The following is a 21,534-nucleotide window of genomic DNA, read 5'->3' as shown; positions in this document are numbered from 1 at the left end:
TGGGCCTTGGCGTGCAGGATCAGGCGGGTGGAGTCGGCCTTGGGATCGCAGCCGACGATCAGGATTTTCTGGCCCATCTCCGTGAGGCCGGCCAGGGTGTTCTGCGACGTGGTGGACTTGCCGATACCACCCTTGCCGTAGAAAGCGATCTGTCTCAACTTCGACATGCTTTGCTCCTTGTTGAATTCCGTGTGTGGCTTCACTTCGCGCGTTTTGCGCGAGACTGTTTCTGTTTCCTAGAAACGGACCCGCTTTGACGGGAAGGAACGCATCGCTCGTCTAGCGTCTGCGTGCGTTCAGCCCTTCACTCGCCGTTCCGCGGAGACTGTTGCAACGGGTGTGCCAGATCGAATTTTTCTTCTAACATTCTGATTAAACAGAACAATTTTTTCAGGCGCCGCCAAGTTGGCGCCGCGACGGCTAACGACAGTCAAGTCGCGGCTGGATCAAACAAGACATGTTTGTCGTGATTTTTGCGCGGTCGTCGTGTCGCAGCGGACGCCGGAATGAAAATTGCAAAAACTTCAGGCAATTTCCCCGACCGGAGTTTTGTGCATGCAGATCGGCGTCGAAACCACGAAAGCCACCGACCAGCGCCGCGTCTTTGTCATCGACGAGGACGACATCACCCGCGCCGCGCTTCAATTCATGCTGCACGACGAAATCGAAACCCACGAACTCGCCAGCCCCGAGGAGGCTTATGGCAAGGATGAGTGGCTGAAGCCCTCGGTCATCCTGCTCGGCGCCTCTTTCCTGAAGACGCGCGGGCTGGAGCTTGTGACGGACATTGTCGGAAAATTTCCCGGCGTGCGCATTTTGACGGTTTGCGACAAAGCCGACGAAGGCCTCGCCGTGGAGGCGATGAAGAAGGGCGCCGCCGGGGCTCTCGTCAAACCGCTCACCATTGAAGCCGTGCGCAAAAAGGTCGATGTCGTGCTCGGCCGCGGCGGCGCCGCGCCGCTCACGCAACTGTCCATCATCTAACCCAGCGAGCCCGTCCATGAGCCCTCATGCTGAGAAGGCGCCGAGAGCGTCGTCTCGACGCACGAGGGCGGTCACGCAAAGTCGGCGACCTCAATCCCGTCGCCTCCAGAGAGAATGAGAAAATGACCCAGGTTGTGTTTTATGAAAAGCCGGGCTGCGCCACCAACCGCAAGCAAAAAATCCTGCTGGCCGAAGCCGGCCACGAGGTTGTCGCGAAAAATCTGCTGACGGAATCCTGGACGCCGGAGCGCCTGCGCGCCTTTTTCGGCGACCTGCCGGTGGAAGACTGGTTCAACCCCAACGCGCCCCAGGTCAAATCCGGCGCGGTCAATCCCCGCGCTTTCGACGCCGATCTCGCCCTGGCGAACATGGTGATCGAGCCGCTGCTGATCCGCCGCCCGCTGATCGAGGCGTTGGGCCAAAAATGTGCGGGTTTCAACCAAAGCCTGGTGCAAGACCTGCTCGGCCCCGACAAAAAACCGGCCGAGACAGTCGCCTGTTCCCGGCCGGATGGAACGCCGTGTCCGCCCGAAAAAATCAGCGCGGAATGAGCGCCCAGTAGTCGAGGTCGAGAATCACGCTCGGATGGTAATTTTCGCCATCCTTGAGCGGGTGGGCGGCGCAGGGCTGGTCCTTGGTGGCGATGGTGCGCAAGCGCAGCGCGCCGACATCGCCGCGGCCGGGAATTTCCGCGCGCTCCAAAACTTCCGTCCAGGCGAACACGGTCAGCCCCGCGAACAGCGGGCTGACATGCCGTCCGCCATTGATCGCGGCAATATGGAACGCATTGCCCAGGCCGTTAAAACTGAGCGCGCGCGCCAGCGAAATGACATGTCCGCCATAGATGAGCCGGCGGCCGAAACGCCCCTGCCCCTCCGAAAACTGATTGAAATGCACTTTTGCGGTGTTCTGGTAGAGACGCGTGGCGAGCTGGTGCTCGGCTTCCTCCACCGTCATGCCATCGACATGGTCGATGCGCTCGCCCGGCAGATAATCGCCCCAGCGATGCTTTGAGCCGGCAAGATCGAAATCATATTTGCGCACGTCGATCACTGGCAGCGCGTCGCCAAGCTGCTCCGGCGCCAAAGCGCGCGGCAATTGCGGCACGACCTCGGCCGGCGCGGGGTTTTTCGGGTCGCGCTTGCGCACCATCACCCAGCGCACATAGTCGAGAACGACCACGCCCTTTTGATTGCGCCCGCGCGAGCGCACATAGACCACGCCGGTCTGGCCGTTGGAGTTTTCCTTGAGGCCGATGACCTCGGAGGTCGCCGAAAGCGTGTCGCCGGGATAGACCGGGGCAAGGAAGCGGCAGTCGGCATAGCCCAGATTCGCCACGGCGTTGAGCGAAATGTCAGGGACCGTCTTGCCGAACACGACGTGGAAAACCAAAAGGTCGTCCACGGGGCTTCTGGGATAGCCGATCTGATGCGCAAAAGCGTCGGAGGACTGGACGGCGAATCGCGGGCCATAGAGGGCGGTGTAGAGCGCGATGTCGCCGGTGGTCACGGTGCGCGGCGTCGCATGGGCGATCACCTGGCCGATTCGAAAATCTTCGAAGAAATTGCCTGAATTGGTCTTGCTCATGCCAAAACTCCCGGTTTTGCCGGGTGCTGTGCCTGAAACGCAACCAATTTGCAATGCGACTATGGCGTGCCCGCGACCAGCGCTTCGAGCCTTTCCGCAAGCGCAAGCGCGTCGCCTTCGATGCGCAGCGTCTTGCTGCGCGAGGTCGCGCCGGCGACGACGTCGATTCGCGACGCCGGCGTCTTCAATTGTTTCGCGACGAGGGCGATCAGGGCGGCGTTGGCCTTGCCGTCCTCGGGAACGCTTCGCACCCGGCATTTAAGGACGCATTGGCCGTTGGCCAAAATTTCGACGCCCTCGAGGGCGTCGCGTGAGCTTTTTGGCGTCAAACGGACAAAGAGATCGAGTCCATCAGGCCGTTCGCGCCAAGGCCGCGTCATGGAATGACAGGCGTCACGAATAGGCGGCGCGCAGCAGCGCGTTGGCGAGGACGCCGAGCTCCATCTGGACGAAGGACAGCAGCAGCAGCAGGACGATGGGCGAAATGTCCATTCCGGCGACCGGCGGCAGGAATCGCCGGATCGGCCGCAACACCGGCTCGGTGAGGGCGTTGGACATGTTCCACAGGGAGCGGACGAGGTCGTTGCGCATGTTGATGACATCGAACGCGAGCAACCAGGACATGACGGCCATGATGATGATGACCCACCAATAGAGATTGAGGGCCATGTCGATGACCTTGAAAACCGGGATGATGAAGGCGGCCATTTGGTCTCCCCAGGGAAGGAACGCCTTGATTTAAAGCCTGAGCGCGGCGCAAACAAGCGCGCGATTTTCGCATGGGGCGATTGACAGGGCGTCGTTGGGGTCCTAAACAGCGCCTCGGAGCGGGGCTGTAGCTCAGATGGGAGAGCGCTGCAATCGCACTGCAGAGGTCAGGGGTTCGAATCCCCTCAGCTCCACCAATCCTCTCCGTCAAGCGCTTGTAAACTATGCAGTTTTCTAATCAGAGCTTGGCTCTGCCCTAGCCCCTGCCCTAGCTTAGCACGCGGATTTCGACGAACGTAAAAGGACGAACGCGGACAAACAGAAGCGACGCGATGTTTTCGCGCCATGCGACGAGTCGCACCGACTATTCGGTTGTGAAGGGTTCCCACTCATCAATCACGGCGCGCACTGGCTCGAAGTTGGTGTAGCGCTCCAGCAGGCCATTCGCCAAGCTGCTATCGTCGCACTTGCGAATCGCCTCAATGATGGACTCCAACGACAACGCCATGAAGGGCATCTCTGGCTTTTTCACCAGAGAACACTGATAGCGTTCAATTGCGTTCCAAGCTTCGCGATTTCCAATGGGCGCGATTATCACGAATGCCCCTTGAACACCTTCGCCAATTTCGCTGCGGATCGTCGCCGCAAGCAAGTGCTCAGCGGTGAGTTGCGCCATCGGTTCGGTGAAAAGCTGAGGCGATTCCGGATCGACGTGAAGAGCACAGGCGCGGGTAAGTTCCCGGTAGCGGGGATTGCCGGCGCGCCCACGCCAACCCATCGGTTCGGCGTATTTCACTTCAATCGCCACGAATGCCAACGCACCGTCCCGCCGTCGACCAGCGACGAAAAGATCGAACGCGGTATAATCCCCAAGGTAGCGACCATCCCCTCGCCCCGGTGAGTGCTCGAATATTACCCTATGAACATCGGCGATCAGGTCAGGAAACAACCCTGCGAACAAGCGTGTTGCATATGCACGGTCGGCGCTGGCCCGAGCGAACAGATTGAAGGTTAGCCCCTGACTGGACAGCAGATTCTCCCAGAGCCGCTGTTCCTCGATCAACGCGCCGACTTCACGGTAAGCGACTTCGCGACGCACGATTTTCGCAATGTCTGGGGCCAAGAAGGCGCAGCCCGCGCGAGCCGCACGCTCACTTATCCGGCTTCCCAACGGCCGCACCTCTCCGTCAGAGGTTACGAGGGTGCCGATCTCCAATCCACGACGCTCTCGCCAAATGGCTTGAAGCAATCGAGCGCAGCCAGCAAATCGCGTGTCCTTGACGCCGTGAACTGAGAATCTCTTAAGGATATCAGGCGGGATAATCGGAAGCCTGCAGCTCTTATCGTGTTCGCTCCACGGATACATGTTTGTCACTCCAATGCAGAAGTGACTGAATTTATTCATCCCAACAGCGCGCGCTGCACTCCTCAAAGAGATATGGAGAGCGTGACCAGATCCATGAAGGAACTGCATGCGCTTTTTGCAGCCACGAATGCTGGCCCCTACGCACTTGTGCCTGTCCTTCGTCCAGTCGAGCGACTGCTGCCATCGCACATGATCAGCTGCGTCGACGACGCGCACCTATGATCATCGTCGCCATCAAACTCGCGTTCCGCGAATGACCGGGCGTTACAACGGCACCGCTCTTGTTGCGCATTAAAGATCGGCACTGGTCGTCCGACCCGCTTCAGTCGGCAGCGAACGGCTTGTAGATCAAGCTGTTAGCAGACTGCGACAGTCTGCCGCAGTCTGCCGCAGGCCCAGCTGTAAATTCGAAGGGGGGTCTACGCGAATTATAAGTGCTTGGACGTCCCAAGCGCAACCGTAAGGAGCGAACGTGGCGAAGTCACCGAACTTTGACCCAGAAGTCATTCATACCAAACAAAAGCTGAAGGAAGCTCATACACCAACAGACAATGCTGCGGAGTACCTTATGCTCAGCAAAATCGACGAGCCTGCGCCGTTCTCAGATACACTCGACGCCTGGAACAATTGGCATTCAGAGTATATTCATCGTGATGATTTCTTCCGAACATATGAAGGCATCTGCTTTGCAAACCGTATGGGCGCTTCATTAAACGTCGAACTAACAGTGTGCTGGGAGGCGTCCGGCTGCAGCGAAGAAGATGTTTACGAGCTCATGGCCAGCGATATATACAAAGACGTTGTATCTTCCGATACGGCATTTCGTCTTTTTATCGATCGATACAAAAAGTTCGTTCGATACCGCAACGGCACACCGTATTATTGGGCAGTTTTTGAAAACGGTCCACATATTGGTCTTCACTCACACATCGGCTTACACATTCCCGATTCTTGGTCAGGATATTTCCGCCGATGGTTGAAGCGTACACTTGTCAATCATAAGGGAGAACCAATGATGTATTCTGTACATATTCATAAAGAACGACATATCACCAGTCAGTGGCAATGGTTTCGATACGCGTTCAAAGGAACAGACCCAACTCTAAAAGAGAGCGAGCAACTGGAGAATGGACCCGGCGCTACATTCAACAGCCTTGCAGGAATTCGTCAATATTACGGAGGTGCCGTGCCCTTCAAGCGAGTGCGGATTTCGAGATACATGCTTGAAAAAGCAAAACGAGACGCCAATTACATCCCGCCAAGATTTACGAAGCTCTTGCCTAGCGATCTATACAGCGATTCTGAATATCGCGGGGGCAATTCGGCCCGCCTTTCTGCCGAGATGCTCAAATCGCTGAGCTCGCTTGAAGCTCTTTAAACAGGACTGACGAACCAAAAATGCAAAACCTCCGTTTTTATTTTCGGAGGTTTTGCGCCTTGAAAACGGAGAAAGCATCGAGTAATGCATTATAAATCAATCACATACACGAAACTTGCTGGTAGGCGCGCTCGGCCGACTCGACGATCGCCAAGGCGCGCGATCAGCGCCTCGATGCCGCGATCACTTTCCGCTTGGTCTGCGCCGTCCACGTAAATCGTTTTCCGGTCCGGATAGTAATTCAGGTTGCCAATTTTCAACTGGTAGCGTGAGGGCCTACAGAATTCAATTCCTGCGCCATTGAGCTCGGATATCGCTCTCGCCATCGCTTCCGTATCCCCCTCCATTGCCCTGTCGGCAGGGAGTCCATTCTTGGTCTTCATTTTGCTCACAAAAATACTCCCTTCACCCCGCACTCGTAATGCGCCATAGATACCCCAAATCTCTGGAGTAGATACTTAAGTGTTACATAGCGTTATCGACATAAAGGAGGTGATATAGATCGATAACAACACTAACGGATTGCAGTCAGACCGTCGGAGGCACGACTGCAAACAGCGGAAATTACAGCTTGGATATAGGCATATTGCGCGCAGCCACCCGAAAGTGCACTCCATTCAGCGCGCGACCTTCGCCGCGTTTGCGCCACCATCGGGCAATCGATCAAGCCATTCATTAGCGCAAGAAGCCGTTATCAACGTACGCCGCCCAACTTTCCTTGTGGGAAGTCGACCCGACTGGATTTCCTTGTAGGCTAATGAACGCCCTATGCCCGCCAGCGAACAGAACTCTTCGATGGAGAACGCGATTCGTTTTTCGATTTCCATTATTCGCCTCACAGCACTTACTTGCTCTGCGGCTGGATATATTTCCGACAAGGCGCTCCCGAGCATCGACCGACGACGCGCAGCTGCAACGCGTATGCGCCTGGCAGTGTGTCTGCAGTTCGACGCTGTGCAGGCTGTTGGAATAGACTTCGTTAGGTTTATATGATTCGCGAGCTCTTTCGGGGGCGTAAGTGTTTGAACAAGGTGAAATTACGTTCCCCTGGGGCAAGTCGCGAGACGGTGACGTTCATCGCCTGGCGCACCACATGGCGGATGTGGCTGCTTGTTTTGAGTTCCTTTGCGCTCAGCCCGTCATCCGCGCAAAAATGGAATGCGCCGCCGGCGGGCGTCTGACCGAGACCGCCGTCGCCCGCCTCGCCGTCGTTGCATTTCTCCACGATTGCGGGAAGTTGCATCCCGGGTTTCAGGCCAAGGCATGGCCGTCAAATCGTTGCGGCGTTTCCCTCCACGGTCATGTGGCGGAGGGTGCGGCGATCTTCTCGGAATGGACGTTGGCACCGCTCGCTCGGTCGCTCCAACTTGATGCTCTGCTCTCATGGGGGGTGGACACAAATCTTCTTTATGCCTCGCTTGCGCACCATGGCCGTCCTCTCGCTCCGCTGTCCCGCGCGGGAGAGGAATGGGAGCCGGTCGCCGGCTACGACGCCATGGCTGCTTCCGCTGAAATCGGCGAGATGATGCGTGACTGGTTTCCTGCGGCGTTTGCGCCGAACGCGTCCTCATTGCCCGCGACGCCAGACTTCCACCATCTGTTTTGTGGTCTCGTCGCATTGTCCGATTGGCTTGGATCGGATCGGCGGAATTTCGCATTCGTGGACGTGCTCGATCCGGCCTATATGACCAAAGCGCGCGATTTGGCGCGCAAGGCTCTGATAGGCGTCGGGCTCGATACGCGCTCGTTTCACGCCGTCGCGCACGGCCGCGCGCGCTTCGAAGTCCTGACGGGATTGCGCGAGCCGCGCCCGCAACAAAGGCTCGCCGCCGAACATCCGCTCGACGATCCCTTGGTCATACTTGAAGCCGAAACCGGAGCTGGCAAGACCGAGGCGGCCCTCTGGCGCTTTGCCCGGCTGTTCGAGGCGGGGCTAGTCGATTCACTCTATTTCGCTTTGCCGACCCGCGCGGCCGCCATTCAAATTCATGGACGCGTGAACAGAGCGATGGCCCGTTTGTTCGGCGCCAGCGCGCCCGAAGCCGTGCTAGCCGTTCCCGGCTACATCAAGGCGGGCGATGCGCCGGGGCAGTCGTTGCCCGATTGGCAGGTGCGATGGGACGACAATCCGGACGAAGAAAAGCGGCTGTCGCGATGGGCGGCGGAGAGCGCCAAGCGCAGCCTGGCGGCGACCATCGCCGTCGGCACGGTCGATCAGGCCATGCTCGCCGCCTTGCAGGTCAAGCACGCGCATTTGCGCGCGGCGGCCTTGTCGCGCAGTTTCTTGGTGATCGACGAGGTCCACGCTTCCGATCGCTATATGACCGAAGTCCAGGGCCATCTGCTCGACATGCATCTGCGGCGTGGCGGACACGCCATGCTGATGTCGGCCACGCTCGGCTCCATCGCCCGCGTCAGATGGCTCAAGGGGAACACGCCGGATTTCGCGCAAGCCGTCGCCGCGCCCTATCCCGCCATATGGAGCAAGAAGGCGGCGTCGCCGCATGGCGTGGACGGATCGCAACGCGAGAAGACCGTCACCATGGACCTGACGCCGACCATGGCGCCGGCGGAAGCTGCGCGTCTAGCGATCGCAGCGGCCGAACAGGGCGCGCGTGTCCTGGTCATCCGCAATACGGTGACGGCGGCGGTCGCAACGTTTTCCGCTGTTCGCGCAGCCGAGCAAGACGGCCTTTTGTTTCAGGTCGGCGGCGGGCCGGCGCTGCACCACAGTCGCTTTGCGCCAGAAGATCGCGCCCTGCTCGATAAGGCCGTGGAGTCGGCGCTTTCGCCTGATGCAACGCAAAGAGCTAAGGGCGGCGTCATCGTGATCGGCACCCAAACGCTTGAACAAAGCCTCGACATCGACGCCGATCTGCTGATTTCCGATCTCTGCCCGGTGGACGTGTTGTTGCAGCGCATCGGCCGTCTGCACCGCCACACCCTGGCCCGGCCGAAAGGTTTCGAACACGCTCGCTGCATCGTCCTCATGCCGAAAAATGGTTTGGAGCCATTGCTCAAGCCGGCGTTCGAGAACGGGCTTGGAAAATTCAGGGATGGCGGAGGCGTCTATCGCGATCTTTCCATTTTGGAACTGACCCGCCGATTGGTTGAGGCGCGTTCGCAATGGACGATCCCCACGATGAATCGTTGGCTGGTCGAAAGCGCGACCCACACCGAGAAAACCGATGCGCTTCATGCCGAATTGGGGGCGGCTTGGGCGCGCTACTCGAATGAGGTTTATGGCGTGAATGTCGCGGACGCCGGTGCGGCCAGGCGGGTCGTTCTCCCGGCGACCGAGCCCTTCACCGAGGTCAAATTCGTCTCCGACGAGGAAAAAATCCGCACGCGGCTTGGCGGCGAGGGGGTGAGGCTGGAGTTCGCGCCGATCGAAGGACCGTTCGGCCAAGCGATCGGCAGCGTCACCTTGCCCGAACATTGGTCGCGGGGAATCGACGCCAGCGCACCCGTGGCGGAGGCGACGGAAGGCGGCTTGCGCATCTGCGCCGGAGAACGAGGATTCTTCTATTCACGTTCCGGGCTCGCTAAGGATTGAATGAGCTAATACGTTAGTCAATTTGTTGACAGGATTTCCAACCCCTCCTATCTTCACCTCATCGAGGCGGAGGCCGATATGCGAATCGCTGCCATATTGAAAATGAATGCCCTACCTTCGCGGAGGGGAGCTGAATTTGCTCGCAAGGGCCAAGTTATTGTAATATTTCAGGGCGTTTCCCAGTCATGTGCGATCTGGGATAGTCCTGTATTCGCTCAGTCACGCGATCGCAGCGATAGTGTTCCCTCGCTTTCGCGGGGTAAGGTCGAGCGGTTGGGGCAACGAGATGTTTAATCTCCTCACCCAGCCGCTCATCGCCGCCGCGCCGCTTGGCCCGCTTTCCCTTCCCGGCCTGCTCGCTGCCTTGTCTCGCGATGAGGTGGACAGTCTTCCCGCCTTGCGCCCGCATCAGGCGCCGGCCTGGCATATGTTTCTCGTGCAACTCGGCGCGCTGGCGATGCATCGCAGCGGACGAACAGAGCTTCCGCGAGAAGAGGGCGACTGGTGCGACCTGCTGCGAGGTCTGACGCCGGATTTCGCCGACGACGCGCCGTGGCGTCTCGTCGTCGAGGACTGGACAAAACCCGCCTTTCTTCAACCTCCGGTCCCCAAAGCCGTGAAGCTGGAAAACACGGTTCCCACGCCCGACGCAATGGACCTGCTCATCACCGCCAAAAACCACGATCTCAAACAGGCCGTGGCGCAGGCCGCCGCGCCGGAAGACTGGATTTTCGCGCTGGTGTCGTTGCAGACGGGCGAGGGATACGGCGGGCGATCCAATTACGGCATTGCGAGAATGAATGGCGGCTCGTCCTCACGCCCCATGGTGACGCTGGCGCCCCTTGCTGGCGACAAGTCCATGACGCCGCGCTCCGGCGCCTGGTTTCGCCGCAACGTTCGCACATTGCTGGAAACCCGTCATGCCGAATTGCAGCGTCACGCGCAATTCGCCTATCCGGCGACAGGTGGTCTTGGTCTGATCTGGATCGCGCCTTGGCCGGACGACGCACAACTGCACCTGCGCGAACTCGACATCTGGTTCATCGAAATCTGTCGCCGCGTCCGGATATGCGCCGATTGCGAGGGGATTTCCGCCGTCAAGGGCTTGTCGAAATCGACGCGCATCGACGCAAAGGCTTTCAACGGCGCCCTGGGCGATCCTTTCGCACCGATCCACAGAACCGAGAACAAGGGCCTGACGCTCGGCGATGGCGATTTCGACTATAGCCGCCTGACCACGCTGCTGCTTTCGGGCGATTGGGAGTTGCCGATCCTGGCGCGGCCGGCGTCGTTCGAGCGCACCGGCGACACAATGGCTGTGGTCTGCATGGCCTTGGCGCGTGGAAACAGCCGGACCGATGGTTTCAAGTCGCGCATCCTGCCGCTCGACGGCCGCAAGGCGCAAAGTCTTGGCGCACGTCGCCAAGCCCTGTTCGAATTGGCGCAGGCGCAGATCGAGGACATAGACAAGTTCGACAAAGCGCTCGGCTATGCCTTGGCCATGGTGGCGGCCGGTGGAGATCGCGACAAAATCAAGAAGGAGCACTACCGCCATGCCGCCGGCGCACGCGCCGCGTTCGACCGAACTGTGGATTCAGAGTTCTTCGATCATCTCTGGGCCCGCGACGCCGCGCAGCAACAGAGCGCCGAGGCCCTGAAAGCCGAACAAACCGCATTCCATCAAGCGCTCCTGAAAAATGCCGAGGCGGCGTTCGAGGCCGCCGTTGCAGCCGTTCCCTGCGCGAGCCTGTTCCGGCCGCGCGCCGAAGCGCGGGCGCGTAGCGCCTTTGCCGGCCGGCTCCGCCACGAATTCCCCGGCCTGTTCGCAAAGGCCCCCGCCGAGGACGCCAACCATGTCGCTTGATGAAAAAATCGCCCTGTTGTCGCTGCGCCTGCTCCGCCTGGACACTGGCGCGCTGGCCGAACTCCGCCGCATGGAGGTCGGCGGCGTAGGGCCGCTGCCCTATTGGGCCTTGGCGGCGGAATGCGGATTTCTCGACGAGAACGCCGCCGCCTGGATGCGCATCGTCCAGATAATGGCGACACTGGCTCCAAAGGGGGAGCGGCACGGCCATGACCGCCTGCACGATCCCGAACGAAAACTCGGGCGTGTGCTCTGCGACGGCGGCGATTCGAATTGGCCCACGGCCGGCGCCGATCCCCGCCCGGTCCTTTCGGAGAGCCGTCTAGCGCGTCTGCTGGCGACGCCCGCCGACCAGCGCGGCGCAGCCCTGGCCCGTCTCGCCCGAATGCTAACCGCCAGCCGCGACCGCGCCAGCGGCGTCAACTGCACGGAAATCGCCGCCCTGCTGCTGTTCGAGAACATCGAGCGCAACCTTCGGCAGATCGCCCAAGCCTATTACCGCCGGCTCGATCCCGCCGCGCGCAAAGCCGAGAAAGAGGAAGCTCAATGACCGCGCCCCGTTTCCTGCAAATTCATTCCTTGCATTCCTACACCGCCGCTTTGCTCAATCGCGACGATTCCGGCCTCGCCAAACGCCTGACATTTGGCGGCGTGTCACGCACGCGCATTTCCTCGCAGTGCCTCAAGCGTCATTGGCGCATGGCGAGGGAAGTTGATGGCGACGGGAGAGTGATCAGAAACGATCCTCATGCTTTGCAACACCTGGCCGGTTACGTGGACTCGTCGCGTTCCCGCGAACTCGTTACCGAAAAGGTGATCGCGCCACTGAGGAAGCGTTTCCCCGAAGACGTCGTCGCCGCGCTTGAGCCGGAATTTCAGAAGTTGGTCTATGGCGACAAGGCCGACAAGGGCAAGAAAAGCCGGCAGACGCTGTTGCTCGGCAAGCCGGAACTGGAGTGGCTGGCGCGCGAGGCGGAACGGCTTGCAACGGAAGCTTCCGATGCAGCCGCCGCGAAGAAGGCGGTGGCGGAATGGTCCAAGAGCAAGACCTATAAAGCGATGAGTGAAAACGCCGCATTGCCCGGCGGCCTGGTCGCCGCGCTGTTCGGTCGTATGGTGACCTCCGATCCCGCCGCCAACATCGACGCGCCCGTACATGTCGCCCACGCGTTCACCGTGCATGGCGAGGAATCCGAAAGCGACTATTTCACCGCTGTCGACGATCTGAAGCGAGACGAAGACGACAGCGGCGCCGACACGATCCAGGAAACCGAGATCACCTCCGGCCTGTTCTACGGATATGTCGTGATCGACCTGCCGGCGCTGATCGCCAATTGCGGCGGCGACGCCGATCTCGCCGGGCGCGTCGTTCATAACCTCGTCCACCTCATCGCGGAAGTGTCACCCGGCGCCAAGCTCGGCTCCACCGCGCCATACAGCCGCGCTGGGTTCATGCTGCTGGAGGCCGGCGACCGCCAGCCGCGCAGTCTGGCGGAGAGCTACCGCAAACCCTCCAAGCCCGATCTCGACGCCGCCGTCGGCCATCTCGGCAAGCAACTCGCCAAATTCGACCACGCCTATGCGACGGGCGAGAGCCGCATCTGCCTGAATCTTTCGGACGTGCCATTGGGCGGTCTGCCCACCGGCTCGATCGCGGACCTCGGCCAATGGGCGCAGGCCAAAGTCGCGGAGCTTGCCGATGTCTGATCCCTCTTGGCTGATCCTTCGGCTGGAGGCGCCGCTGCTCGCCTTCGGCGGCGTCACCATCGACCATATCGGCGTCACACGGGATTTTCCGGCGCAATCCATGCTCGCTGGGCTGCTCGCCAATGCGCTGGGCTTCGAACGAACCGACTGGGACAAAATCCAGAGCTTGCAGGACAGACTGGTTTTCGCGGCGCGGCGGGATCGCGGCGACGAAATGTCGCCAATGACCGACGTCCAAAATGCATGGCTGGAGAAAAACTCAGGCTGGACCACCCGCGAGACCTTGGAGGGGCGCTCGGAGGCGAACTATCCGCATCGCCGCCGCCGCGATTACCACATGGACGCGCGCGTAATGGTCGCCCTTCGGTTGGAGCCAGCGGAACAGCAACCCGATTTCGATGCGCTCGCGGCGGTGCTGGAGCGGCCCGCGCGACCTCTCTTCATCGGCCGCAAGCCGTGTTTGCCCTCCGCGCCCATGCTGCTGCCGGGCCGGGTGACCGCGCCCGACGCCTATACCGCCTTGCTCGCCATTGCAGGGGAGCCAAACGCCACGCCAAAGAAAATGCGCGCGCTCTGGCCGCAGGGCGAAGGCCCGGAGACAGGCGAAAATGTCTGGCGCATGATCGATCTGCCCGATCTGCGCAACTGGCGCACCGGCCTGCATGGCGGAACGCGCCGGATCGTCGAGGGAACCGTTTTCGCGCCCGAGATTGCCGCATGAACGCGCTCCATCTCGTCAGCCTGCCGCTCGCGCTCGGTCCCCTGCGCCGATGGGCGGCGACGCGGGGCTTTGGCGCCGACGAAGGCGTCGCGCTGCATCACCTGCTTTCCGAAACCTTTGGAAAAGGCGCTATGCAGCCGTTTCGCATGATGCCTGCGCCAAAAGCGACCTCCGCGACGCTCTATGCTTACGCGCGCGCCGATGAAGCCTGTCTCAGGCAAACCGCGCGCGAATGCGCCATGCCGGATGCGCTCGCGGTCTGCAATCTCGATGGCCTCGCCACGAAGCCAATGCCCGAAACATGGCGGAAAGGCCGCCGTCTCGCCTTCGACTTGCGTGTTCGGCCAACGAAAAGGTTGCTCAAGCCGGCGGGCGTCTTCGCCAAGGGAGCGGAAATCGACGCTTATCTGGTGGAGGCCTTGCGGTTGCATCCCGATGGCCGCCCCGACGAAAATCCGGTCGAGCGCGAAACCGTCTATCGGAACTGGCTGGCGGAGCGGCTTGGCGCGGCGGCCAACTTGGAAGAGGCGCGCATGATCCGGTTCGAGAGGCGCCCCATCACCAGGGGCAAGACCTCTCGCGAGGGACCGGACGTGATCTGGCATGGCGAACTCACCGTTCAGGATGGCGACGCCTTCGCAACGCGACTTGGGAGCGGCGTCGGCCGCCACGCTGCTTTTGGCTATGGCATGTTGCTGCTGCGTCCAGCACGATAGGAGAGAGAATGCTTTCCGGCCGGCTCGGACTGGAAAAGGCGCGCATCCCCCATGCAGACCGTCACGGGCTGGTTTGGTTGGATCGCGGCCGGCTCGATGTCGAGGACGGGTGTCTGCGCTTCGTGACCGCCGGCGGTGGCGATCTCAGGGCGGGCTCCTACCAGATTCCGCATCAATCTGTGTCGATCGTGCTGCTCGGACCGGGGTCGAGCGTGACACATGACGCGCTGCGGTTGCTGGCGCGGCATGGCTGCGCCCTGGCGGCCATTGGCGAAGGGGCGGTGCGGTTTTACACGGCGCCGCCGCTGATGCCCGATTCGTCGCAGGTGGCGCGGGCGCAGGTGAAGTTATGGGCCGATCCGGAAACCCGCATGGAGGTCGCGCGCGCCATGTACGCCATCCGCTTCGGCGAAATCGTCCGCACCCGCGACATCGAGGTCTTGCGCGGACAGGAGGGGGCCCGCATCAAACGCAGCTATCAACTGGCCGCCGAGCGTCACGGCGTCGTCTGGCGCGGGCGCAACTACGACCGCGAAAACCCCACCGCTGGCGATCTGCCCAACCAGGCGATCAACCACGCGGCGACGGCCATGCGGGCGGCGGCCTGCGTCGCCGTCGCGGCTGTCGGGGCGATCCCGCAACTCGGCTTTGTCCACGAAGAGTCCGGACAGGCCTTTCCGCTCGACATCGCCGATCTCTACCGCCACGACGTTGTGCTCGATATCGCTTTCGGGGCCGTCAAAGAGTCCGACAAAAACGGTGGCTCGATCGAGCGCGCGACACGGCGGCGCGCCGCCATCCTGATGCGGCAGAAATCCGTGATTCCCACGATGATCGACAGGATCAAATTGCTGCTCGGCGTCGAAAAGGACGCCGCTCCAGAGCAGGAGACGGGTTGATGCCCATGGTCGTCGTCATAACGCGGGACGTCGAGCCACGGTATCGTGGCTTTCTCGCATCGGCGATGTTGGAGCTTGCGCCCGGCGTCTATGCTCAACCGCGCATGAGTGCGGGCGTTCGCGCGCGCATCTGGGCGGTGCTGTCGGATTGGCACGCAACGCTGCGGCGCGGCGCGATCGTCATGACTTGGGCGGAGAGCGCGGCGAACGGCGGCCTTGGCTTGGCGACCCTCGGTGAGCCGGCAAAAGACATTGTTGCGCACGACGCCATGCTTCTGGTGCGCCGTCCGCTTTCGCCGAACGCCGGCTGAATATTGGCTCGCTGTTTGAAATGGTTTATATGCAAATCAATGGCTTCACAGCCAGAGGTTCCCCCGCACACGCGGGGATAGGCCTTGGCACAATGGCAAAAATCTCCGGCCACGACGGGTTCCCCCGCACACGCGGGGATAGGCCCCGGGGCCAACGGCGCGGCGGGCGGCATCAGCTGGTTCCCCCGCACACGCGGGGATAGGCCCATTACGACCGCATGACCGATCACGAGATTGCGGGTTCCCCCGCACACGCGGGGATAGGCCCGGTGTGCAGAGGCTCATCCGGCAGATGACCGGGGTTCCCCCGCACACGCGGGGATAGGCCTGATGATCGCCCGCAGCGCTGTGCGGTCGTCAGGGTTCCCCCGCACACGCGGGGATAGGCCCGCGACGCTCATCCCGGCTTTCACGGTGCTGATGGTTCCCCCGCACACGCGGGGATAGGCCCATGGCGGAAGCGATGGCGGCGGCGCTGTGCTCGGTTCCCCCGCACACGCGGGGATAGGCCCGGCCGCTACGTCGTCGCGCATCAAGACGATGTGGTTCCCCCGCACACGCGGGGATAGGCCCCGATTGGCCATGGCCTGGATCGGGCGGACTCGGGTTCCCCCGCACACGCGGGGATAGGCCGGATCGAGCATCTCGCCTGGGTGGGGACCATCCGGTTCCCCCGCACACGCGGGGATAGGCCTTTCTGACGCCGGCTCCGGTCGCCTCGGGGAATGGTTCCCCCGCACACGCGGGGATAGGCCCGTCATCACGTCCATAGAGCCGGACCAGATCGCGGTTCCCCCGCACACGCGGGGATAGGCCCGCCGTGCTCTTGTGCTTGATCGTCCAGTCGTGGGTTCCCCCGCACACGCGGGGATAGGCCCCGGCGGTAGGTGCGGTTGGCGAGGACCTTGGGGGTTCCCCCGCACACGCGGGGATAGGCCCAAGCGCGGCAAAAAGGCCGGCGAGTGGTTCAAGGTTCCCCCGCACACGCGGGGATAGGCCCCGCGTCGTCAATGTCGCTGAAACTGAAGAGGTGGTTCCCCCGCACACGCGGGGATAGGCCCCCACATGATCCAGTGACGTTCCAGTTTCCGGGGGTTCCCCCGCACACGCGGGGATAGGCCCCCCGCTCACGCCGGAGGCGCGCGCGGAACTGAGGTTCCCCCGCACACGCGGGGATAGGCCCGGCCATTGTCCAGCGTCAGCACATAGACCTGGGGTTCCCCCGCACACGCGGGGATAGGCCTTTTCCCGCGAAAATCTTGCGCGCTGCATAAGCGGTTCCCCCGCACACGCGGGGATAGGCCCCCAGGACTCGACCTGCGACGAGAAGCTCATCAGGTTCCCCCGCACACGCGGGGATAGGCCTTTCCATGCGTTTTGGATCGCTCTGGTCGTGCCGGTTCCCCCGCACACGCGGGGATAGGCCCTACGTCGACTCTGGCACGCCATCTCAAATCGCGGTTCCCCCGCACACGCGGGGATAGGCCCATTGCTGACGATCGAGATGATTGTCGGCGCCAGGTTCCCCCGCACACGCGGGGATAGGCCCAGCTCCTGGATTTCCGACACGCTCATGTTCGGGGTTCCCCCGCACACGCGGGGATAGGCCCGGGTAGACTTCGCCGACGTCGAGCAGCAGATCGGTTCCCCCGCACACGCGGGGATAGGCCCTGGCGGCGGCGGCCTGCGCGGCGGCGGCGGCGAGCTGCGGTTCCCCCGCACACGCGGGGATAGGCCCGGCATCAGCGCCGGCATCGAGGGCGGCGATTTGGTTCCCCCGCACACGCGGGGATAGGCCCTCACTTACGCTGATTTGCGCGCTGTGTCGCGTGGTTCCCCCGCACACGCGGGGATAGGCCCTCGACGCCAACCTGCGCGGCTTCGGCGACTTCGGTTCCCCCGCACACGCGGGGATAGGCCCGACATCGGTCGTCATATTGGGCAGCGCGCCGAGGTTCCCCCGCACACGCGGGGATAGGCCCCTTCGCGCCTCCCTTAACGGCGTGGATCATGTGGTTCCCCCGCACACGCGGGGATAGGCCCGATCCGCATCATCCACTCGCGCTCAGGGATGCGGTTCCCCCGCACACGCGGGGATAGGCCCAGGACGGCGCGGACTGGGCGCCGATCTGGAACGGTTCCCCCGCACACGCGGGGATAGGCCCCCGACCGTCGCGACGGCGGGATGCGACGAGGTGGTTCCCCCGCACACGCGGGGATAGGCCCCGCCTGCGAATGCTGGCGCCAATACGACCCCGGGTTCCCCCGCACACGCGGGGATAGGCCTTTACAAAGTCCTTCACGCCAAATGGGAAGGCGGGTTCCCCCGCACACGCGGGGATAGGCCCTTGTCGAATTGATTGGCGCGGTCGGCGCAGGCGGTTCCCCCGCACACGCGGGGATAGGCCCGCCAAGGGGCTGGAGAGGGGCGAGTTCGTCATGGTTCCCCCGCACACGCGGGGATAGGCCCACGCGCCGACCGTCGATCAAGCCGCGATCCATGGTTCCCCCGCACACGCGGGGATAGGCCCTCGAAAAACAGCGCGTCGGCCGCGAACCGAAAGGTTCCCCCGCACACGCGGGGATAGGCCCTGGAAGGGGACAATTGACGGATACGGATATGGGGTTCCCCCGCACACGCGGGGATAGGCCCACGACGGCGGATGGCGACCTATGTCTTGAAGCGGTTCCCCCGCACACGCGGGGATAGGCCCCATGCGCGCGATTTCCATGATCGGCTGCTTGTGGTTCCCCCGCACACGCGGGGATAGGCCCCTACGACATACCCTCCGGCAGGAATGAGCAGTGGTTCCCCCGCACACGCGGGGGTAGGCCCGAGGCGCGCGGCAGGGCCGAGACCAATTCGGAGGTTCCCCCGCACACGCGGGGATAGGCCCCCTGAACCGGATCACCGGGCGCGGCTATTGCCGGTTCCCCCGCACACGCGGGGATAGGCCCGCTCTTAGCCGCTTTGGCTATGCTGCCACGTCTCGTCTTTCGTGTCGTGGACCGGGCAGCCCTCGCCCCCGCATTCCGCGCAGGCGAGCCGGCTTCCGCGCTGAAAATCCACGTACAAACCGAGCCGGACATCCTCGGCCGAAAACGCGCTGCGCGTCACCTTCCACGGCAACGACAAACCCAAGCGGCAGCGACAATTACTTCGGCGGTTCGCAGGCGTTGAAGACTTCCGGCTCCACGTGCTTGCGATCCGTATCGCGCTGGACGAAGAAAGCAATCGTCTGGGCGCCCATATGCGACAGGTGTCCGTGCGCCTTGAATTCCGGTCCTCCTTCTTCCGAGCAGGACAGGCGAAAAGCCCAGCCCGTCTTGTCCTTCTCGATTTTGGTGAAGTCGCAAGACACATTGTCCGTGAAAAGGTCTTTCGCGCCGATGCGCGTAAAGTCTTCGCTCGGGTTGGCGGTTTCACAATCCACCGATCGCGTAGATAAAGGGGAAAACGGCAGATGCATATAGCGATCGGCCGCCAAACTTTTCAGTCTGACGTGCGTCAGACATGCGCTTCCCGCCCCACGTCATATGCCTCTCGCCTCAGTCTGGCTTCGGCTCAGAACTATCGAAACGGGCTACAATCCGTCTTCAATCTGGATCGACGAACTGCGCCCACGAAGCCATCAGGTTTCGGCGCTTCTCCAAAGCGTCGCCGCGTCGATAGGCCTGCTCGACGGTGTTGCCGACCACATGAGCGAGAGCGGCTTCGGCAACTTCTCGGGGGCAGTCTGTGCATTCCCCACACCAATCGCGGAACGAGGACCGGAAGCCGTGAGGGACAAAGCCCCTCTCGCCCATGCGTTCGAGTAACTGCGCGAAAGCCATGTTGGAAAGGGGACGGTCCCGCTTCGCCCCGAAGAATACTAGAGCTGAGCCTGAGCGCGCCTCCTGCCCTTCGGCATCCCACACCGCCTTCATATGGTTCAAGATGTCGATCGAACGAGAAACAAGCGGAACCCGGTGCTGGCGTCCCGCTTTCATCCGCTCCGCCGGCAACGTCCAGAGCTTACCCTCCAAATCGATCTCATCCCAGGTTGCGCCCAAGACCTCGCTTACGCGGGCGGCGGTGAGAATCAGAAATTCGAGCGCGAGCGCCGAGGTCGCCTGCCTTTCTCGAAGACGTCCAATGAATGCGGGCACGTCCGCATAAGGCATGGCCGGCTGATGACCGCGCTGCAACTTGCGGCGAGCTGGAAGGAGTTCCTTGAGGTTGCCCTTCCAACGAGCCGGATTCTCACTCGATCTCAGGCCTTTAGCTTTCGCGGCGTCGAAGACCCGCTCAAGACGGCCACGCAGCCGCGACGCTGTCTCCTGCTTCGGCAGCCATAGCGGCTGAAGAATACGGAGGACATCCTCGACCGTGATCTCGTCCACCCGCTTCGACCGGATAGCAGCGCAATAGGCGTCCCCAAGCGTCTGCTTCCATTGGTATCGGTGTTTCTCGTTCCGAAAGCCCTCTTCGATGGTGTCGACCAACTCGTCGGCGAAGGCCCCGAAAGTCGGGATGGCCGGCCCCGCCTCACAAGTCTTGCGAGCGTCGATCGGATCGCGCCCCTCAGCAAGAACCTTGCGCATCGCATCGGCCTTGCCCCGCGCTTCTTTCAGCGAGACGTCCCGCAATGAACCAAGCCCAGCTTCCCGCTGCTTACCGTTCAGCTTGAAAAAGAACACCCATCTCCGCCCCCCGTTAGGTGAGACGGATAGATAAAGGTTCCCGCCATCAGCATATCGCCCGGGTTCCGACACGGTCTTTATGAAGCGATCGTTCAACCGGTTGAGCGTCTTTGCTATAGCCGCCGCCACTGCCTGCCCTAGTTCCTGCCCTAGCCTATATAGGCCATTCCAGCGGACGCTGACAAACGTTCAAGGACGCCGGTATAGATTTACCCCTTATAAATCAGGCATAAGAGATATGCAGACGGACAGAGAAGGACGTCAGCGAACAATAATTTGGTGGACCTCAGCTCCACCAAGACCGCTCCATAACATCTTGAACAACAAGGCGATCAACGCGTTTTGATCAGCTTGGCCCCACTAGGCCCCACTTTTGGCGTGAGCTTTGGTGAGGCGCGATGACGCACCGAAGCTGATATTGCCCCGTCCGCCTTCGATGCGAGCCGTTGTGAAGGGGTCAGCCGTGTTTGTCGGGCGCATGCTTTGACTGCACGGACCAGACCGCAGGCTCGTCGTCTTTGTCGGCTGCGGCCGCCGCCGCCGTCGCCTGCACCTTGTCGGGCGCGTGGTGCGCGGGCGCGTAGATGGTGTAGACCTGCATTGGCGTCGAGCCGATATTGGTGATGTTGTGCCAGGTTCCCGCGGGAACCAAGACGCACCAGCCATCCGAAACCTCCGCTTCAAAAGTCAGTTTGTCCTTCGCGGCGCCCATCTGCACGCGGCCTTTACCGGCGTCGAGGCGCAGGAACTGATCGGTCTCCGGATGCAATTCAAGGCCAATGTCTCCGCCTGGCGGAATCGACATCAGCGTCACTTGCAGGTAGCGACCGCTCCAGGCGACGGAACGGTAATTTGTGTTTTCCTTCGTCGCACGTTCGATGTCGAACGATTGCGGCTGCGGCCCAATGTCTTTGATCCTGTCAGCAGAGCTTCCCATCACTGATCTCCTCAAGATTGCGGGCGATGTGCGCCCTCGACAATCGTTGCTCATCGCGATGACAATGTTGCGTGTCGCCCAGGATTTGAAAGGCTCGGAAATCACCCAGACAATGTT

The 21,534-nt window shown here is 61.8% G+C and carries 21 protein-coding genes, 1 tRNA gene and 1 CRISPR repeat array; of the genes, 12 read left to right on the top strand and 10 right to left on the bottom strand.

Going from position 1 to position 21,534, the window contains the following annotated elements:
- Positions 1-167, bottom strand: a 167-nt coding sequence (locus GJ654_RS11905) for an AAA family ATPase (RefSeq protein ID WP_155446379.1), incomplete at its 3' end; no start/stop codon positions are given.
- 388 nt (positions 168-555) lie between these two features.
- Between GJ654_RS11905 and GJ654_RS11900 the strand changes: the two genes are divergently transcribed.
- Together GJ654_RS11900 and GJ654_RS11895 are read left to right on the top strand one after the other, a co-directional pair.
- Positions 556-984 (top strand): response regulator, encoded by a 429-nt coding sequence (locus GJ654_RS11900; RefSeq protein WP_155446378.1) that lies wholly within the window; start codon positions 556-558, stop codon positions 982-984.
- A 122-nt stretch (positions 985-1,106) separates the two neighbouring features.
- Positions 1,107-1,535 (top strand): ArsC/Spx/MgsR family protein, encoded by a 429-nt coding sequence (locus GJ654_RS11895; RefSeq protein WP_155446377.1) that lies wholly within the window; start codon positions 1,107-1,109, stop codon positions 1,533-1,535.
- Here the strand turns inward: GJ654_RS11895 and GJ654_RS11890 are convergent.
- Genes GJ654_RS11890 through GJ654_RS11880 form a run of 3 tightly spaced genes read right to left on the bottom strand, consistent with a single transcriptional unit; the run spans position 1,522 to position 3,279 of the window.
- Complete coding sequence (locus GJ654_RS11890) at positions 1,522-2,571, bottom strand: MaoC family dehydratase (RefSeq protein ID WP_155446376.1); 1,050 nt, start codon at positions 2,569-2,571, stop codon at positions 1,522-1,524. The genes GJ654_RS11895 and GJ654_RS11890 overlap by 14 nt on opposite strands.
- A gap of 59 nt (positions 2,572-2,630) precedes the next feature.
- On the bottom strand, positions 2,631-2,951 hold the full coding sequence (locus tag GJ654_RS11885; RefSeq protein WP_155446375.1) for a DUF167 family protein: 321 nt from the start codon (positions 2,949-2,951) through the stop codon (positions 2,631-2,633).
- Between the two features lie 13 nt (positions 2,952-2,964).
- Positions 2,965-3,279, bottom strand: coding sequence for a YggT family protein (locus GJ654_RS11880; protein WP_155446374.1), 315 nt, complete (start codon positions 3,277-3,279; stop codon positions 2,965-2,967).
- A 121-nt stretch (positions 3,280-3,400) separates the two neighbouring features.
- Between GJ654_RS11880 and GJ654_RS11875 the strand changes: the two genes are divergently transcribed.
- Positions 3,401-3,476 (top strand) — tRNA-Ala (locus GJ654_RS11875).
- A 167-nt stretch (positions 3,477-3,643) separates the two neighbouring features.
- Here the strand turns inward: GJ654_RS11875 and GJ654_RS11870 are convergent.
- Entirely contained in the window at positions 3,644-4,645 is a 1,002-nt protein-coding gene (locus GJ654_RS11870) for a PGN_0703 family putative restriction endonuclease (protein WP_342394934.1), read from the bottom strand.
- A 472-nt stretch (positions 4,646-5,117) separates the two neighbouring features.
- On the opposite strand from GJ654_RS11870, the gene GJ654_RS11865 reads away from it, so the two are divergent.
- Positions 5,118-6,023 (top strand): hypothetical protein, encoded by a 906-nt coding sequence (locus GJ654_RS11865; protein WP_155446372.1) that lies wholly within the window; start codon positions 5,118-5,120, stop codon positions 6,021-6,023.
- Between the two features lie 89 nt (positions 6,024-6,112).
- Here the strand turns inward: GJ654_RS11865 and GJ654_RS11860 are convergent, their stop codons facing one another.
- Together GJ654_RS11860 and GJ654_RS11855 are read right to left on the bottom strand one after the other, a co-directional pair.
- The gene (locus GJ654_RS11860) at positions 6,113-6,415 is read right to left on the bottom strand and encodes a hypothetical protein (protein WP_155446371.1); all 303 of its coding nucleotides are present in this window, start codon (positions 6,413-6,415) and stop codon (positions 6,113-6,115) included.
- 225 nt (positions 6,416-6,640) lie between these two features.
- On the bottom strand, positions 6,641-6,850 hold the full coding sequence (locus GJ654_RS11855; RefSeq protein WP_155446370.1) for a helix-turn-helix domain-containing protein: 210 nt from the start codon (positions 6,848-6,850) through the stop codon (positions 6,641-6,643).
- A 266-nt stretch (positions 6,851-7,116) separates the two neighbouring features.
- Between GJ654_RS11855 and cas3 the strand changes: the two genes are divergently transcribed.
- From cas3 to cas2e, 8 genes are all read left to right on the top strand, one after another.
- On the top strand, positions 7,117-9,579 hold the full coding sequence (cas3, locus tag GJ654_RS11850; protein ID WP_155446369.1) for a CRISPR-associated helicase Cas3': 2,463 nt from the start codon (positions 7,117-7,119) through the stop codon (positions 9,577-9,579).
- Between the two features lie 286 nt (positions 9,580-9,865).
- Positions 9,866-11,443: a CRISPR-associated protein Cse1 gene (locus GJ654_RS11845; protein ID WP_155446368.1), complete on the top strand. Its 1,578-nt coding sequence runs from the start codon at positions 9,866-9,868 to the stop codon at positions 11,441-11,443.
- Positions 11,433-11,993 (top strand): hypothetical protein, encoded by a 561-nt coding sequence (locus GJ654_RS11840; protein ID WP_155446367.1) that lies wholly within the window; start codon positions 11,433-11,435, stop codon positions 11,991-11,993. The genes GJ654_RS11845 and GJ654_RS11840 overlap by 11 nt, the downstream gene beginning before the upstream one ends.
- Positions 11,990-13,150 (top strand): type I-E CRISPR-associated protein Cas7/Cse4/CasC, encoded by a 1,161-nt coding sequence (gene cas7e, locus GJ654_RS11835; protein WP_155446366.1) that lies wholly within the window; start codon positions 11,990-11,992, stop codon positions 13,148-13,150. The genes GJ654_RS11840 and cas7e overlap by 4 nt, the downstream gene beginning before the upstream one ends.
- Positions 13,143-13,871 (top strand): type I-E CRISPR-associated protein Cas5/CasD, encoded by a 729-nt coding sequence (cas5e, locus tag GJ654_RS11830; protein WP_155446365.1) that lies wholly within the window; start codon positions 13,143-13,145, stop codon positions 13,869-13,871. The genes cas7e and cas5e overlap by 8 nt, the downstream gene beginning before the upstream one ends.
- Complete coding sequence (locus GJ654_RS11825; protein WP_155446364.1) at positions 13,868-14,587, top strand: type I-E CRISPR-associated protein Cas6/Cse3/CasE; 720 nt, start codon at positions 13,868-13,870, stop codon at positions 14,585-14,587. The genes cas5e and GJ654_RS11825 overlap by 4 nt, the downstream gene beginning before the upstream one ends.
- 8 nt (positions 14,588-14,595) lie before the next feature.
- On the top strand, positions 14,596-15,486 hold the full coding sequence (gene cas1e, locus GJ654_RS11820) for a type I-E CRISPR-associated endonuclease Cas1e (RefSeq protein ID WP_155446363.1): 891 nt from the start codon (positions 14,596-14,598) through the stop codon (positions 15,484-15,486).
- Positions 15,486-15,797, top strand: coding sequence for a type I-E CRISPR-associated endoribonuclease Cas2e (cas2e, locus tag GJ654_RS11815; RefSeq protein ID WP_155446362.1), 312 nt, complete (start codon positions 15,486-15,488; stop codon positions 15,795-15,797). The genes cas1e and cas2e overlap by 1 nt, the downstream gene beginning before the upstream one ends.
- A gap of 56 nt (positions 15,798-15,853) precedes the next feature.
- Positions 15,854-18,755: a CRISPR direct-repeat array (repeat unit 29 nt; unit sequence GGTTCCCCCGCACACGCGGGGATAGGCCC).
- A 197-nt stretch (positions 18,756-18,952) separates the two neighbouring features.
- Here cas2e and GJ654_RS11810 read toward each other — a convergent pair.
- The 3 genes from GJ654_RS11810 to GJ654_RS11800 all read right to left on the bottom strand — a co-directional run bounded on the left by GJ654_RS11810 (position 18,953) and on the right by GJ654_RS11800 (position 21,522).
- Complete coding sequence (locus GJ654_RS11810; RefSeq protein ID WP_196305533.1) at positions 18,953-19,285, bottom strand: hypothetical protein; 333 nt, start codon at positions 19,283-19,285, stop codon at positions 18,953-18,955.
- A 109-nt stretch (positions 19,286-19,394) separates the two neighbouring features.
- Positions 19,395-20,609: a tyrosine-type recombinase/integrase gene (locus tag GJ654_RS11805; RefSeq protein ID WP_319802128.1), complete on the bottom strand. Its 1,215-nt coding sequence runs from the start codon at positions 20,607-20,609 to the stop codon at positions 19,395-19,397.
- Between the two features lie 328 nt (positions 20,610-20,937).
- Positions 20,938-21,522 (bottom strand): cupin domain-containing protein, encoded by a 585-nt coding sequence (locus GJ654_RS11800; protein ID WP_264586200.1) that lies wholly within the window; start codon positions 21,520-21,522, stop codon positions 20,938-20,940.
- Between the last annotated feature and the right edge of the window lie 12 nt (positions 21,523-21,534).

The organism is Rhodoblastus acidophilus, from assembly GCF_009720655.1.
GTDB lineage: Bacteria > Pseudomonadota > Alphaproteobacteria > Rhizobiales > Beijerinckiaceae > Rhodoblastus > Rhodoblastus acidophilus_A.
This window is presented reverse-complemented; position numbering and strand designations above follow the sequence as displayed.

What these genes read in the sequence shown, in the direction of transcription:
- GJ654_RS11900 (WP_155446378.1), top strand. Translation starts at nt 556, where the DNA reads ATGCAGATCGGCGTCGAAACCACGAAAGCCACCGACCAGCGCCGCGTC.
- GJ654_RS11895 (WP_155446377.1), top strand. Translation starts at nt 1,107, where the DNA reads ATGACCCAGGTTGTGTTTTATGAAAAGCCGGGCTGCGCCACCAACCGC.
- GJ654_RS11890 (WP_155446376.1), bottom strand. Translation starts at nt 2,571, where the DNA reads ATGAGCAAGACCAATTCAGGCAATTTCTTCGAAGATTTTCGAATCGGC.
- GJ654_RS11885 (WP_155446375.1), bottom strand. Translation starts at nt 2,951, where the DNA reads ATGACGCGGCCTTGGCGCGAACGGCCTGATGGACTCGATCTCTTTGTC.
- GJ654_RS11880 (WP_155446374.1), bottom strand. Translation starts at nt 3,279, where the DNA reads ATGGCCGCCTTCATCATCCCGGTTTTCAAGGTCATCGACATGGCCCTC.
- GJ654_RS11870 (WP_342394934.1), bottom strand. Translation starts at nt 4,645, where the DNA reads ATGTATCCGTGGAGCGAACACGATAAGAGCTGCAGGCTTCCGATTATC.
- GJ654_RS11855 (WP_155446370.1), bottom strand. Translation starts at nt 6,850, where the DNA reads ATGGAAATCGAAAAACGAATCGCGTTCTCCATCGAAGAGTTCTGTTCG.
- cas3 (WP_155446369.1), top strand. Translation starts at nt 7,117, where the DNA reads ATGGCGGATGTGGCTGCTTGTTTTGAGTTCCTTTGCGCTCAGCCCGTC.
- GJ654_RS11845 (WP_155446368.1), top strand. Translation starts at nt 9,866, where the DNA reads ATGTTTAATCTCCTCACCCAGCCGCTCATCGCCGCCGCGCCGCTTGGC.
- GJ654_RS11840 (WP_155446367.1), top strand. Translation starts at nt 11,433, where the DNA reads ATGTCGCTTGATGAAAAAATCGCCCTGTTGTCGCTGCGCCTGCTCCGC.
- cas7e (WP_155446366.1), top strand. Translation starts at nt 11,990, where the DNA reads ATGACCGCGCCCCGTTTCCTGCAAATTCATTCCTTGCATTCCTACACC.
- cas5e (WP_155446365.1), top strand. Translation starts at nt 13,143, where the DNA reads ATGTCTGATCCCTCTTGGCTGATCCTTCGGCTGGAGGCGCCGCTGCTC.
- GJ654_RS11825 (WP_155446364.1), top strand. Translation starts at nt 13,868, where the DNA reads ATGAACGCGCTCCATCTCGTCAGCCTGCCGCTCGCGCTCGGTCCCCTG.
- cas1e (WP_155446363.1), top strand. Translation starts at nt 14,596, where the DNA reads ATGCTTTCCGGCCGGCTCGGACTGGAAAAGGCGCGCATCCCCCATGCA.
- cas2e (WP_155446362.1), top strand. Translation starts at nt 15,486, where the DNA reads ATGCCCATGGTCGTCGTCATAACGCGGGACGTCGAGCCACGGTATCGT.